The sequence below is a fragment of the Faecalibacterium sp. Marseille-Q4896 genome (genome assembly GCF_017377615.1).
Taxonomy (GTDB): Bacteria; Bacillota; Clostridia; order Oscillospirales; family Ruminococcaceae; genus Faecalibacterium; species Faecalibacterium taiwanense.
The window spans coordinates 75,605-88,915 of the sequence record NZ_JAFREG010000008.1; the positions used below are offsets into that span (position 1 = coordinate 75,605).

At 49.3% G+C, this 13,311-nt stretch carries 14 protein-coding genes; 10 read left to right on the forward strand and 4 right to left on the reverse strand.

The genetic code is table 11. The annotated features are described in order from the left end of the window. The first annotated feature begins 10 nt into the window (after nucleotides 1–10). From J3348_RS11830 to J3348_RS11845, 4 genes are all read left to right on the forward strand, one after another. Complete coding sequence (locus tag J3348_RS11830; protein ID WP_117541235.1) at nucleotides 11–367, forward strand: hypothetical protein; 357 nt, start codon at nucleotides 11–13, stop codon at nucleotides 365–367. A 193-nt stretch (nucleotides 368–560) separates the two neighbouring features. Next, a complete protein-coding gene (gene mobQ / locus J3348_RS11835) occupies nucleotides 561–2,141 on the forward strand; it encodes a MobQ family relaxase (RefSeq protein ID WP_207699052.1) in 1,581 nt (526 codons plus the stop codon). A gap of 65 nt (nucleotides 2,142–2,206) precedes the next feature. Then, nucleotides 2,207–2,851 carry a CHC2 zinc finger domain-containing protein gene (locus tag J3348_RS11840; RefSeq protein ID WP_207699053.1) on the forward strand — a complete coding sequence of 215 codons (645 nt, stop codon included), beginning with the start codon at nucleotides 2,207–2,209 and terminating at the stop codon, nucleotides 2,849–2,851. Next, nucleotides 2,820–4,157, forward strand: a complete 1,338-nt coding sequence (locus tag J3348_RS11845; protein ID WP_055262336.1) for a virulence-associated E family protein — start codon at nucleotides 2,820–2,822, stop codon at nucleotides 4,155–4,157. The genes J3348_RS11840 and J3348_RS11845 overlap by 32 nt, the downstream gene beginning before the upstream one ends. A gap of 28 nt (nucleotides 4,158–4,185) precedes the next feature. On the opposite strand, the gene J3348_RS14480 is transcribed toward J3348_RS11845, so the two are convergent. After that, nucleotides 4,186–4,425, reverse strand: a complete 240-nt coding sequence (locus tag J3348_RS14480) for a hypothetical protein (RefSeq protein ID WP_021682886.1) — start codon at nucleotides 4,423–4,425, stop codon at nucleotides 4,186–4,188. Here J3348_RS14480 and J3348_RS11850 point away from each other — a divergent pair. Beyond that, the gene (locus J3348_RS11850) at nucleotides 4,399–4,596 is read left to right on the forward strand and encodes a hypothetical protein (RefSeq protein ID WP_004612761.1); all 198 of its coding nucleotides are present in this window, start codon (nucleotides 4,399–4,401) and stop codon (nucleotides 4,594–4,596) included. The two genes, J3348_RS14480 and J3348_RS11850, sit on opposite strands and share 27 nt — an antisense overlap. A gap of 275 nt (nucleotides 4,597–4,871) precedes the next feature. Next, complete coding sequence (locus J3348_RS11855; RefSeq protein ID WP_055145291.1) at nucleotides 4,872–5,243, forward strand: TnpV protein; 372 nt, start codon at nucleotides 4,872–4,874, stop codon at nucleotides 5,241–5,243. Between the two features lie 60 nt (nucleotides 5,244–5,303). Here J3348_RS11855 and J3348_RS11860 read toward each other — a convergent pair whose 3' ends face one another. Genes J3348_RS11860 through J3348_RS11870 form a run of 3 tightly spaced genes read right to left on the reverse strand, consistent with a single transcriptional unit; the run spans nucleotide 5,304 to nucleotide 8,516 of the window. Next, nucleotides 5,304–6,671: an ATP-binding protein gene (locus tag J3348_RS11860; protein ID WP_055145294.1), complete on the reverse strand. Its 1,368-nt coding sequence runs from the start codon at nucleotides 6,669–6,671 to the stop codon at nucleotides 5,304–5,306. After that, a complete protein-coding gene (locus J3348_RS11865) occupies nucleotides 6,664–7,590 on the reverse strand; it encodes a hypothetical protein (protein ID WP_055145297.1) in 927 nt (308 codons plus the stop codon). The genes J3348_RS11860 and J3348_RS11865 overlap by 8 nt, the downstream gene beginning before the upstream one ends. Nucleotides 7,591–7,637: 47 nt before the next feature. Next, nucleotides 7,638–8,516: a hypothetical protein gene (locus J3348_RS11870; protein WP_055145300.1), complete on the reverse strand. Its 879-nt coding sequence runs from the start codon at nucleotides 8,514–8,516 to the stop codon at nucleotides 7,638–7,640. 250 nt (nucleotides 8,517–8,766) lie between these two features. Here J3348_RS11870 and J3348_RS11875 point away from each other — a divergent pair, with 250 nt between their 5' ends. From J3348_RS11875 to J3348_RS11890, 4 genes are all read left to right on the forward strand, one after another. Next, nucleotides 8,767–8,976 (forward strand): transposon-encoded TnpW family protein, encoded by a 210-nt coding sequence (locus tag J3348_RS11875; protein WP_055145303.1) that lies wholly within the window; start codon nucleotides 8,767–8,769, stop codon nucleotides 8,974–8,976. Beyond that, nucleotides 8,973–11,021, forward strand: a complete 2,049-nt coding sequence (locus J3348_RS11880; RefSeq protein WP_055145306.1) for a recombinase family protein — start codon at nucleotides 8,973–8,975, stop codon at nucleotides 11,019–11,021. The genes J3348_RS11875 and J3348_RS11880 overlap by 4 nt, the downstream gene beginning before the upstream one ends. Before the next feature lie 83 nt (nucleotides 11,022–11,104). Further along, nucleotides 11,105–11,740 (forward strand): CHC2 zinc finger domain-containing protein, encoded by a 636-nt coding sequence (locus J3348_RS11885; RefSeq protein WP_055145308.1) that lies wholly within the window; start codon nucleotides 11,105–11,107, stop codon nucleotides 11,738–11,740. Beyond that, the gene (locus tag J3348_RS11890) at nucleotides 11,724–13,028 is read left to right on the forward strand and encodes a phage/plasmid primase, P4 family (protein ID WP_055145753.1); all 1,305 of its coding nucleotides are present in this window, start codon (nucleotides 11,724–11,726) and stop codon (nucleotides 13,026–13,028) included. Before J3348_RS11885 ends, J3348_RS11890 begins: the two co-directional genes overlap by 17 nt. Nucleotides 13,029–13,311: the final 283 nt, after the last annotated feature.

Sequence of the window (13,311 nt, forward strand, 5' to 3'; positions counted from 1 at the left end):
AGTTGGAAGTATGAAAAGAATAGGTACAGCATTGACTATCGTGTTCATCATCGCTGGATTTGCAATTTCCTTTTTTATTGGACACTATGTGAGCGACAAGTCACATACAGAAAGTCGAGCAGCACAATTTGATAAATATATTTCTCGTGCGATTGATACAATCAAAGATAAAGGTCTGTCCATTGATGGCGCCCCAGAAGCGATAGCCAGCAATATTTGGGTGGCACACGAATTTTGTGATAGCCCTGAAATTTCCGCAGAACTCAGCAATCTGTGGAATACCATTGTATATGAAAAAGATGTGCTTCTCGGTCAAGAAGATGTGTTGACTGCTCAACTGAAAGATATTTTGGAAAAATGTCAATAGTCTTTGCAAATTTTCTATTTATCATTCACTCATCGGGTCAACTTGTCCCGAACTTTTACAACTAAATACCCGCCGCCCACACAGCGGCACATCGAGCAGGAAATCTGAAAAAAGGTCTCCTGCTTTTTTTCTGCCCAAAATGAGGTGGTAAAACGCCACCCCATCCACCAATTACCGAAAGGAGGGACACGAAATGCCCTGCCCACACAACGAAATCACGATTGTTCAGCGCAGCCAGCGGCAGTCTGCGGTTGCCGCCGCTGCTTACCAAAGCGGCGAAAAGCTGTTCTGTGAATACGACCAGCAAGTGAAGCACTACCCGGAAAAGCGTGGTATCGTCCACAATGAAATTCTGCTCCCGGCAAACGCCCCACGGTCGTATGCAGACCGCAATACCTTATGGAACGCCGCCGAAGCGGTGGAAAAGCAATGGAACTCCCAGCTTGCAAGGCGGTGGGTGCTTACCATCCCAAGAGAGATACCACCCGACCAGTATGCTGTCCTTGTCCGGGAGTTTTGTGAGCAGCAGTTTGTTTCCAAAGGCATGATTGCTGATTTTGCAATCCATGACCCCCATCCGCCGGGACACAATCCCCACGCCCATGTCATGCTCACTATGAGGGCAATGGACGAACATGGAAAATGGCTTCCCAAGAGCCGCAAGGTTTATGACCTTGACGAAAACGGGGAACGGATAAAACTTCCGTCCGGCAGATGGAAAAGCCACAAGGAGGATACGGTGGATTGGAACGACCAGAAGTATTGCGAAATCTGGCGGCATGAATGGGAGGTCATCCAGAACCGCTATCTGGAAGCCAATGACCGTCCGGAGCGTGTGGACTTGCGTTCCTATGCCAGACAGGGGCTTGATATTGTCCCCACTGTCCATGAGGGGGCTGCTGTCCGGCAGATGGAAAAGCGTGGTATCCAGACGAATATCGGAAACCTGAACCGGGAAATCAGAGCCGCCAACAGTCTGATGAAGTCCATCCGGCAGCTTATCCAAAATCTCAAAGGCTGGATTACCGAGCTGGGAGAAAAACGGAAAGAGCTGCTTGCAAAAAAAGCGGCGGAGGAAGCGACACTTCTTCCCAATCTGCTGATGAAGTACATGGAGATACGAAAGGAAGAACGGAAGGACTGGACGAGGGCTGGACAGAACCGGGGGACTTCACAGGACTTAAAGGCAGTCAGCGAAGCCCTGTCCTATCTCCGGCAAAAGGGGCTTTCCACTGTGGAGGACTTAGAAGCGTTTCTGGAATCTTCCGGGAAATCAGCCGCAGATTACCGCAATCAGATGAAGCCAAAGGAAGCCCGCAGCAAAGTGATTGACGGGATTCTTGCCAGCCGGACAGACTGCAAGGAATGTAAGCCTGTCTATGAGAAGTACCAGAAGATATTTTTCAAGAAAACAAAGGAGAAATTCAAACAGGAACACCCGGAGGTTGCCCGGTATGTGAAAGCCGCCGCCTACCTTGCCAAGCACCCGGACGATAAGGACAGTACCCAAAAGGAGCTGCAAGAGGAGCAGGAAACGCTTCTGGAAGAAATTGCAGCCCTGAAAACACCGCTGACCGAGGTACAGGAGGATTTGAAGAAGCTGCGGGACATTCGCTACTGGGTACGGAAAGCCACCCCCGGCACAGAAGAAAGCAAAGAGCCGCCCAAGAAACAGCCTATCAAAGAAGTCTTGCAGGATAAGGCTGACGAGAAAAAAGCACAAAGAACTGTCCCGGCACAGACGAAACACAAACAACAGGATATGGAACTTTAACAGGCACTTGCCATTTTCAATCAGAGAATGTCAGGTGCTTTTCTTATTTTCAAGGAGGGATAGATTTGAATGTATTTGAAGCTGTGAAGCAGTCCGTCACAACAAGACAGGCTGCGGAGCATTATGGAATCCATGTAGGTCGGAACGGGATGGCTTGCTGCCCGTTCCATAACGATAAAACCCCAAGCATGAAGCTGGATCGGCGTTACCACTGCTTCGGCTGCGGTGCGGATGGGGATGTGATTGATTTTGCCGCCGCCCTGTATGGGCTGGGAAAGAAAGAAGCCGCCGCACAGCTGGCACAGGACTTCGGGCTTTCCTATGAGGACTGGAAACCGCCGGGAAAGGCAAAAAAGCCCAAGCCCCGGCAGAAATCCCCGGAGGAACAGTTTCAGGAAGCAAAGAACCGCTGTTTCCGTATTCTTGCCGATTATCTCCACTTGCTTATGGCATGGAGAACGGACTACGCCCCGCACTCCCTGGAGGAAGCCTTTCATCCCCGGTTTGTGGAAGCCTTACAGAAGCAAGCACAAGTGGAATATCTGCTGGATGTGCTGCTGTTCGGGGAGACAGAGGAAAAAGCGGCTTTGATTACGGACTACGGAAAGGATGTGATACAGCTTGAACAGCGAATGGCAGAGCTTGCAGCCGCAGACGCAGCAAGAACTAAAAAACACCATGAACGCCATGCAGCCGCCCCAGAGCATTGAGGAAATCAAGGCGGGGCTGGAAACCACCGAGAAAGGCGGTGTCCGTCAGAGCATCCGGAACTGCCTGACCGTATTCCAGCGTGACCCTCTGCTTTCCGGGGCTATCGCATACAACATCCTAACTGACCGCAAGGACATCATAAAGCCCATCGGCTTTCACAGGGAAAGCACCGCCCTGAACGATACGGACATGAAGTATCTGCTTCTCTATCTGGAAGAAACCTACGGGCTTACCAATGAGAAAAAGATTGATAACGCCATCGGGATTGTGGCGAATGAAAACAAGTACCATCCCATCCGGGACTACCTAAGTGCCCTTGTGTGGGACGGGACAGAACGAATCCGTTTCTGTCTGCGGCACTTTCTGGGGGCTGACGCAGACGATTACACCTATGAAGCGTTGAAGCTGTTCCTGCTGGGTGCAATCTCACGAGCCTTTCAGCCGGGGTGTAAGTTTGAAATCATGCTCTGTCTGGTAGGCGGTCAGGGGGCTGGCAAGTCCACCTTCTTCCGTCTGCTGGCAGTCCGGGACGAGTGGTTCTCCGATGATTTGCGGAAGCTGGACGATGACAATGTGTACCGCAAGCTGCAAGGTCACTGGATTATCGAAATGTCGGAAATGATGGCAACCGCCAACGCCAAGAGCATTGAGGAAATCAAGTCATTTTTAAGCCGGCAGAAAGAAGTTTACAAGATACCCTATGAAACCCACCCGGCAGACCGCCCCCGTCAGTGCGTGTTTGGCGGCACTTCCAATGCCCTTGACTTCCTGCCCCTTGACCGTTCCGGCAACCGCCGCTTTATCCCCGTCATGGTGTACCCGGAGCAAGCCGAGGTTCACATTTTGGAGGACGAAGCTGCTTCCAGAGCCTATATCGAGCAGATGTGGGCAGAAGCTATGGAGATTTACCGAAGCGGCAGGTTCAAGCTGGCTTTCAGCCCCACCATGCAACGGTATCTCAAAGAACACCAGCGGGATTTTATGCCGGAGGACACCAAAGCCGGAATGATACAGGCGTATCTTGATAAGTACACCGGGAGCATGGTCTGTTCCAAGCAGCTTTACAAGGAAGCCTTGAACCATACCTTTGACGAGCCGAAGCAATGGGAAATCCGGGAAATCAACGAGATTATGAACCAGTGCATTACCGGCTGGCGGTACTTCCCGAACCCAAGAATGTTTTCCGAATATGGCAGACAAAAGGGCTGGGAGCGTGAAAACCCAGCAACGGACTCCGGCAACCCGTCTGAAAAAACGATGGATGGTTTTGTGGAGGTCACAGAACAGATGGAGCTTCCATTCTGAAAATGACCGCCCGTTGCACCCCCTGTTGCTATCCCGTTGCCGAGCCGGTTGCCGGGGAAAACCCCTTATTTCCGGGCTTTTCTCCCTTATAACAACCAAAACAACAGAAAAATAAAAGAAAAGTATAAATAGTAACCATCGCCAGATTGAGATTGTTTGCAAGGTCTTTTGAAGCCCGTTGCCGGACTTCGTTGCCGACACCCTCTGTCTGGCTATTTTCATGTATGGAGGATAACTGCCTATGGCAAAAAACAAAACAGAGATTCATGTTACAACGGTGTTTGACGGGGAACTGGACGCAACCGATGTGTTCGTCAGCCTGATTTCCCAGAAATATGGGAAGACAAATACAAAAGAATATCTTGCTAAAAAGAAAGATTTGAAGTATAATGAAGATGAGGTTCAAAAGAGCCAGATACCGTCTGGATTGTGTGGGTAAATGGCTATGATGAACGAAATGGAATATAGAACAATCGGAAAGGCACTTGCCGGGGGCTATCGTGCAGCGGTCTATTGCAGGCTGTCAAAGGACGATGACCTGCAAGGCGAAAGTGCCAGTATCGCAAACCAAGATGTAATATGTAGAGGGTGGTTTCTACCGCCTAATACTATTACATGACTGGCGGCTCATTTGTGGTGAATTGGTCTGGCAGTTGTGGGAAAGGAAAAAAATCCGCATAACTGCTGACATTTTAGCACGAAGGGAGCATGAAAATGAAGTCTATTTTTGAAGAAATGGGCGGCACATATACGAAGGTTGGCGATTACTATATCCCCGACCTTGCGCTGCCGGAGACCGAGGAATATCAGATCGGTAAGTATGGCCGTATGCGCCGCCGCTACTTGAAAGAGCATCGTCCCGTCCTTTATGCACACTACCTAACAAGCTGCACCCTGCATGAACATCTTGCAGAGATAGACAAATCCTGCAATCAGCGTATGGAGATCATGTGCGAAGCTATGGCACGACTGGAAGGTGTGACCGAGGCACTTAAAGCTACCGATCAAATGGAATGGGTACGGCGCATGAACAACATTCATAACCGTGCAGAGGAAATTGTTCTGACGGAGCTTGTATATTGCTAAACACATGTTAGCCCCGCATCAGCATGAATGAACGCTGGTGTGGGGCTAATTCTGTATCACTTAGCTCTTTATATTCCAGTAGCCTTTTCGGTCAGACCCGATGCGCTCGATGATTCCTTTTTCCTTCAGCTCCTTCAGACGCTGAGAAACTGTTTTTCTGCTGATAGATAGCTTATCTGCTATGGTGGTAGATGTGTATGCAGGATCTTCGGAAATCAGGGCCAGAATTTGCATGGATTTTTCATCCAAGGTTTCTGTTACCTTTTCTGTTACCTTTTCTGTTACCTTTTCTGTCACCTTGTAGGTGGCAGATCGAATAACCCGATCCTCTGACGCTGTAAACTGAATCATAATATCGCCGGGATGCACGGTGTACGCAGGAAGCGGGCTTCCATCTTCCTTGCAAGCCTGACAGATTTTCTCAATACCACGTCCCCAGCTCTCGATGAAGCCGGCCAAATAATACACATTCGCAATCGCCGTGTTGTAAGGGCGGGATGCGTGTTTGGACATCAGGCTGTCTGCCGTCCAGTTGTCTGGAAGCCTACCACAGTTAGCGATATACAGCTTATCCTCATACACGCTGATCTGAATCGGAACGCCGCTTTCATATTGCTTGTGGCATAGAGCGTTAAGAAGGGCTTCACGCAGGGCAGCGTCGGGAACAAAATAACGCTCAATGCGCTGCATCCCTTCGTAAGTGATTTTCGCTTTCATATATTTCAGATGGATGACTTCAATGATCTTGTCAATCTGTTCCAACAAGGAGCCGTGAATTTCATCCTGATAACGGAGATCGGCATCATTCTCGAAAAAGCCGATTTTTGTGTATGCGCCCAGCTGCCAGCGGTCAGGGTCTTTGCAGAACAGCAGCATCGCTGCGTTGGTATAATACCCGGCATTGGTCAGACGCAGCTTTTCCATTAAATCCGCTTTGTCCTCGTCTAAAACGCTTTGGTCGATCCGGCCCTTCTTGGCGGCAAGGGTCTTGAATCTCTTGACCAACTCATCATCAATATCATCCAACGTAAATCCCGGCAAGGGCATATTATCCCACGAAGCACCACGTTTGCGTAGAATGAAGCTCTCCAGTTCTGGGCCAGAAAGGGTCTGCATGGTGCTGCCGCTTCTATAATAATAGACACCTTTGCAGTTTATGGCAACGGGATATGGTGGAACAACGATTTCCAGATATTCTTTCCCGTCACGCTCCAGCTGATTGACATCCACCACGATGCTCATGGCATTTCGGATTTTGTTTGGAACATCCTCCAGCAGCTTGCGGATATTGGGCAGGCCGATAACTTTTCCATCATCGTCACAGCCAATATAAATCTTGCCGCCCTGTGCATTGGCGAAGCCGCAAATCCATTCCAGATAGTCATCCTTCCACTTAGCTTTCCATTCTATGTTCTGATTTTCAGGCATTATTATCACCATCCTCTGATTTATTCTTTCCCCGGCTCTTATAAACATTATACTGATTTTTACACCTTGCACTGCAAAAAGCGGAGTTAGCCCGGTTACTCAGGAACACTTTCTGACACTGCTTGCACATCCGCAACGGCTTTGTGCTGTCCACCAGCATGAAGCTGAACATCATCTGAATCCCCAACAGCAGGGAATGGAAATCCCAATAGATCGTTGGCCTATCCAACAGCTCTATATGATAGGTGGGTGCAATGCCGCCAAATGCAGCCATAGACTTACGCAGCATATTCCGGCTTTCTTCCTCCATGGAATCATAGTCATTATAATAGAAGAAAGAGGTCAGCATATTAAATGCCCAATCCTTGAGTTGCTGTGCCACCCAATCGTAAGGCTCTGCATACGCCCGCTGGAAGCTCATGGTCTTTGCCATCGGCTCGTCCATAAAGGTCATGGTCAGTGCAATCATTGCCCGGTCGCTGGACACATTCCAACTGGATTCCACACCGTTCTTGACCACATCCAGCTTATCAAAGGGGTAAAACAGGGACAGATACTTCTCCGTCTCCATCGTTTCTTCCTTGATAAAATGGTTCTTTGGCAGATATACCGCCTCATAATCCATAAAGGACGGCGTGGTGGGCAGGGCCGTCATCAGGCCCAGCAGCCCATAGTGGGTAATAAATTCCAAGATTGCCTTTTCTACCTCTGGCTCAGAGCTTTTCTTGCCGTTCATCATCAGCATCCCCACATTCAGAGCATCCAGCACAATGTCCGGGGCTTCCTTGAGTGGGTTATAGACATCCGGCCTGGCATCCTTTGCCGGGGTGATGTATTTCTTCCCGTCCTTGCCTGTTTTGATTTCATAGCGTTCATACCGCACCCAATGGGAACGGGATTGCTCAAAAAATGTATTCATAACGCAAATCCTTCCTTTCGGTCATCTGCTTATCAAATTCAATCAGATCATTCGCTGTCCTTGCTGCTGCCAAGGGCAGCTTTCTTTTTCCTCGGCTTTGATTTGTTCTCCCGGAGGATAACGGCGTCCTTGCCATAGGCTTTCAGCAAAAGCCCATATTCCTCTAAGAACTGCCGTTCCCGCAGCGTTAGGCTTCCACAGTCGTTCTGTTTTTCCAAAAGGTAATCATAAACCGCTCTTTGCAGCTTCTTGTGGATATTCTTTCGGAGCTTTCTAATGTTTCGGTCTGTCTGTCCCCGTATCATACCCACCTGTATGGTGCTGTACTGCCGGATGGACAGGTAATACAGCACTTCCTTCTGATCAATGGTAAGGCTGCGTATCAGCTCAGAAATAAATGAGCTTGCAACCAACTCATGCAGTTCATAGGGGCAAGAAAAAATGATATCCAGAAAATTGCCGCTGGCAAGCTGGCGGTATCGTGGCAGATTCAAATACAGCGGAATCATCTTCGGATTGGGAACTGCCATGTATTCTAACGGAACATCTCCCCGGAGATTTTCATGGTCACGCTCCCGTCGTTCCCGATTCCGATCCAACCTGTCCCATTCGCTGACAACGTATCGAAAGTCGTCCTCTGTTCTTGCAGCATCCTCCAGCCGTGCCAACGCCTCTGCCCGTATCTGGCGCTTTAAGCGTTTTTCGCTGACAGGAGCAGCTTCTTCCTCTTCGTCCTCCAGTTCTACGGTGTAGTCCCTTGGGTTTTCGTCCTGCTCCAGCTCTCTTTCCAGCTCTAAGGCTCGTTCTTCGGAGAGGATTTCCTCTAACTGCTCGTTTTGTATCGTCAGATCGGAGGCTTCATCCCATTCGGTTAGGTCATCACCGTCATCCGGGAACAGGAGAAATGTTCTATTTTCATCTGTCATGACCTCACCTCCGAAAATTTTTTGAATTTCTTTCAAAAACAGTTCCGATTTACACCCCGGATTTCTCCTATTAGTGAGAGGGTAATCTGATAAGCGGTTATTTAGGTTACTTTTTCAACCCGTATCAAGAGAAAGGAGGACGCAAGTTGCGGTAGCTTTATGAAACATGACACAAGATGCCACCGACTTACATCAGTCGGAACCACCATTAGTATATCAAACGAACATGAATTTTTCAAGGAGGAACGCTATGGATAAAAACAAACAGGCACAGTATATGATAAGACGTATTGGCGGCACCACCTACAAGGTGAGAGTCGCTTTCAGTGAAAGTGGGAAAGAGACAATGGAGGATAAAATTTTACGAATGATACGCAACGAAGTAGTTACAAACGACGGAACTTGTGATATAATTGGTGTACCACAAATGAGCCGTCAGTCTGAAAGGAGCGCATCATGAGCATCATTCAGACTGAGGACAAGATCACCGCCTTATACGAACGACTTTCCCGTGACGATGACCAGATTGGGGATAGCAACTCCATTGTGAATCAAAAGAAATACTTGGAGGGCTATTGCGCACAGCAGGGGTACACAAACTTTGCCCATTACACGGACGACGGATTCTCAGGCGGCACATTTGAAAGACCGGCATGGAAAAAGCTGGTGGCAGACATTGAAGCTGGCAAGGTGGCTCGTGTGATCGTAAAGGATATGTCCCGAATCGGACGTGACTACTTGCAGACCGGCTTTTACACGGAGGTTATGTTCCGTCAGCATGGCATTCATTTTATTGCCATCGCCAACAGCGTGGACAGCAACGACCAGAACAGCAATGAATTTGCTCCGTTCCTCAACATCATGAACGAGTGGTACTTGCGTGATCTGAGCCGCAAGCAGAAAACCGCTATCCGTGTGAAGGGGGAATCAGGCAAGCCTACCACCAACAGTGCCATCTACGGCTATAAGAAAGACCCGAACGACAAGCACCATTGGTTGATTGACGAGGAGGCCGCCGCCGTTGTGCGGCGCATCTTCCGTCTGACCATCGAGGGAAAAGGCCCCTATGACATTGCCAGAATCCTTTTTGAAGATAAGGTAGAAGCTCCGGCGGTCTATTTTGCAAGGAAAGGCATTGGCGTTTGGAAAAGTAAGACCGAGTTCGCATATCCTTATAACTGGAGCGGCTATATTGTGGGGCAGATATTGTCTAAGCCTGAGTATATGGGGCATACGGTCAATTTCCGTTCCCACAAGCTGTCATATAAGGACAAGACCTCTATTCCTAATCCCAAGGAGGACTGGCTGATCTTCGAGAACACCCATGAGGCCATTATCGAGCCGGAAACATGGGAGCTTGCTCAGCAACTGCGGAAAACGCCACGGCGTATTGATACCATAGGCGAAGCCAATCCCCTGACCGGGCTTTTATACTGTGCGGACTGCGGCGCAAAGATGTATAATCATCGTTCCAGAGGCGGTACAGAAGGCACTCCGTATCCGTCGGATTTCTTTGACTGCTCCTCTTATACACTGGCACATCAGAAGCATGGAAAGGACTGCTGCGGGCACTATATTACCACTAAGTCGCTGCGTATCCTTATTTTAGAGACAATCCGCACTGTCAGCCAGCTTGCCATAGCAGATCGGGAAAAATTCACCGAGAAGATACGAGCCGCTTCACAGGTCAGGCAGGTGGAGGCGGCCAAAGATGCCAAACGAAAGCTGAACAAAGACCGTAAGCGCCACAGTGAGCTGGATACGATCATTAAAAAGCTCTATGAATCCTTTGCCGTAGGCCGAATTTCTGAGGAACGCTTTGACAGCCTGCTTGCTGAGTACGAAGTCGAACAGAAAAACCTTTCCGCACAGATTGCAGAAACGGAGGAAAGCCTGACGAGCTATGAGGAAGATACTGCCCGTGTAGAGCAGTTCCTTGCTTTGGCAGAAAAGTACACCGATTTCTCCGAGCTGACTACACCGATGATCAATGAATTTATTGATAAAATCATCGTTCATGCCCCGGAGCGCATCGACGGGGACAGAACGCAGGAGGTAGAAATCTTCCTGAAATTCATCGGAAAGTTTGAACTTCCTGCCCCGGAGCTGACAGCAGAGGAAATCAAGCGGCAGGAGCAGCTACGCCAGCATCGCATCAAAAGCCGGGAGCGCTATCAGTTGATTAAGGCCGGGAAGCACACCGTTGGGCAGCCTTTTCAGCTAACCTGTAAGTGCTGCGGTCAGGGATTTGAATCCAAAAGCTCGGCTGCTATGTTCTGCGGACCGAATTGCCGGGCGAAGTTCTACCGGCAGGAAGCGGCAGAAAACAGGCGGCGTGACTGCACTTGTGAAAACTGCGGTAAGACCTTTTCCACCACAAGAAGCAATGTCAAGTATTGCAGTGATGAGTGCCGATATGAGGGGCATATCAAAGGCCAGCGGGTTCGCAATGCAGCGAACAGGAAGGAAAAACTGGCAGCGGAGACAGTTACCTCTCCGGCTTAATATTTCCAATAAAACAATAAATTTTGAGGAAGCGGTTTGCCTTATATCAGGGCAAGCCGCTTTTTCTACGCAAAGGAGGACACATGAATTTATTCGAAACCGTAAAAAACAACGTCAGCCTGCGGGAAGCGGCACAGGCGTATGGCCTTGAGGTCAACCGGCACGGCAAGGCGCTCTGCCCCTTTCACAATGACAGACACCCCAGCTTGTATGTGGCAAACGACCATTATTATTGCTTTACCTGCGGAGAGCATGGAGATGTCATTGACTTCACTGCAAGGTTGTTTGATCTCAAGCCCTACGACGCAGCCATGAAGCTGGTGATAGACTTTCATCTTGACCCGGACAAGCCGCCCAGCGCAGCGGCACTCAATGCAAAGCGTATCCGAACAGAAGCACAGAAGCTCAAAGAAAACGAGCGTCTGTGCTTTTCTGTTTTATCGGACTATTACCGTTGCTTGGAGGAATGGAAAGCATACTATGCGCCGCAAACGCCGGATGAGCCAGTCCATGATTTATTCGTGGAAGCCTGCCACAAGCTCAGTCAGATTGAATATGAACTGAACATTCTCACCTTTGGTGACAGCTATGAGCGTCGGGAAATTGTACAGGACTGGATGACGGATGGTGAAATCATAGCACTAAAGGAGCGTCTGGAACAACTGCGAAAGGAGGAAACCTATGGACGAATTGAATACCCCAATGGTTATGCCGCCTGAAGAAAGCATTCCCGATTGGTATGATGGAAAACGCATCAACGAAGTGCTGTTTTGTCAGCAGTTCTTAAAAAAGCATCCCATGAAATGTGTCAGAGGAAGGCTGTTCACAGTGGATGGACTGATTGAGGACGAGGCGCAAATCGGCAATCTCATTCTGGAGGAGATCTCCGGCTGTCTGACCTCCGGGCTTTCCAAGGTGGTGGCAAATCTGCTGGCCAGTATCAAGCTGCAAGCCTATTCGCCGCCCCTGCCCATCGAGACTGACCGTATCCATGTGGCAAACGGGACACTCTTTCTGGATGGGCGTTTCACCGAGGACAAAAGCTATTGCAACAACCGTCTGAGTGTGGCCTATCTCCCCGATGCACCGCCGCCTGTGCGCTGGCTGCAATTTTTATCCGAGCTGCTTGTCCCGGAGGACATTCCCACCTTGCAGGAGTATATGGGCTACTGCCTATTGCCTACCACAAAGGGGCAGAAAATGCTCCTGATGATTGGTAAGGGCGGCGAAGGAAAGAGTCGAATCGGACTTGTAATGCGCTCCATGCTGGGAGATAACATGAATACCACCAGCATCCAGAAGGTAGAGAACAACCGTTTCAGCCGTGCAGACCTGGAAAACAAGCTGCTGATGGTGGATGACGATATGGATATGAGTGCCCTGCCCAAGACCAACTATATCAAATCCATCGTGACCTCAGAGTGCAAGATGGATATGGAACGCAAGGGTGTTCAAAGCTATCAGAGCCAGCTTTATGTCCGCTTTCTTTGCTTCGGCAACGGCGCTTTAACCGCTTTGCACGACAAGTCAGACGGCTTCTTCCGCAGGCAGATCGTGTTGACCACCAAGGACAGGCCAGCAGGACGAGCCGATGATCCATTTCTGGTGGATAAGCTGACACAGGAGCGTGAGGGCATCTTTTTGTGGTGTCTGGAGGGTCTGCGGCGGTTGATTGGGAACGAGTATCAGTTCACCATCAGCGATAGAGCCAAAGAAAATATGGAGACAGTAAAGCGCAGCAGCAACAATGTGATCGAGTTTTTGCAATCCGAGGGCTATATCCGCTTTAAGGCCGACAGCGAAGCCAGCTCCAAGGCTATCTATGAAGCCTATCTCCGCTGGTGCGAGGACAACGCACAAAAGCCTATGTCAGCAAATCGTATCAGCTCAGAGCTGGCCCAGAATGAACGGCTTTATAATGTGGAGGCTACCAACAATGTGTACGCAGCCGGAAAGCGGGTGCGTGGATTTATCGGAGTGGAGGCGATGAACTTGCTTCCTTATTAAATATGAGAACTGGACTTCAAAACTGCCGTACATGCCGTACACGATGTACGGCAGTTCTCAACTCCGTTTTCAAAAAGCTATTTTACCGCAAAATCAGCGTTCTTTATGTGCAATGTGCTGCGATTACCGCATTTTCTTGCGGTATAAACAGCGATTTGACAAAGCAAACGCAAAATCCAAAGACCAATCGGTGTACAGCGGCGTACAGCACTGGCGTTTACCGTACAGAGCCGTACACAAACAATCTATTTTCAAGGCCGCACAGCGGCAGAAAGGACAAACT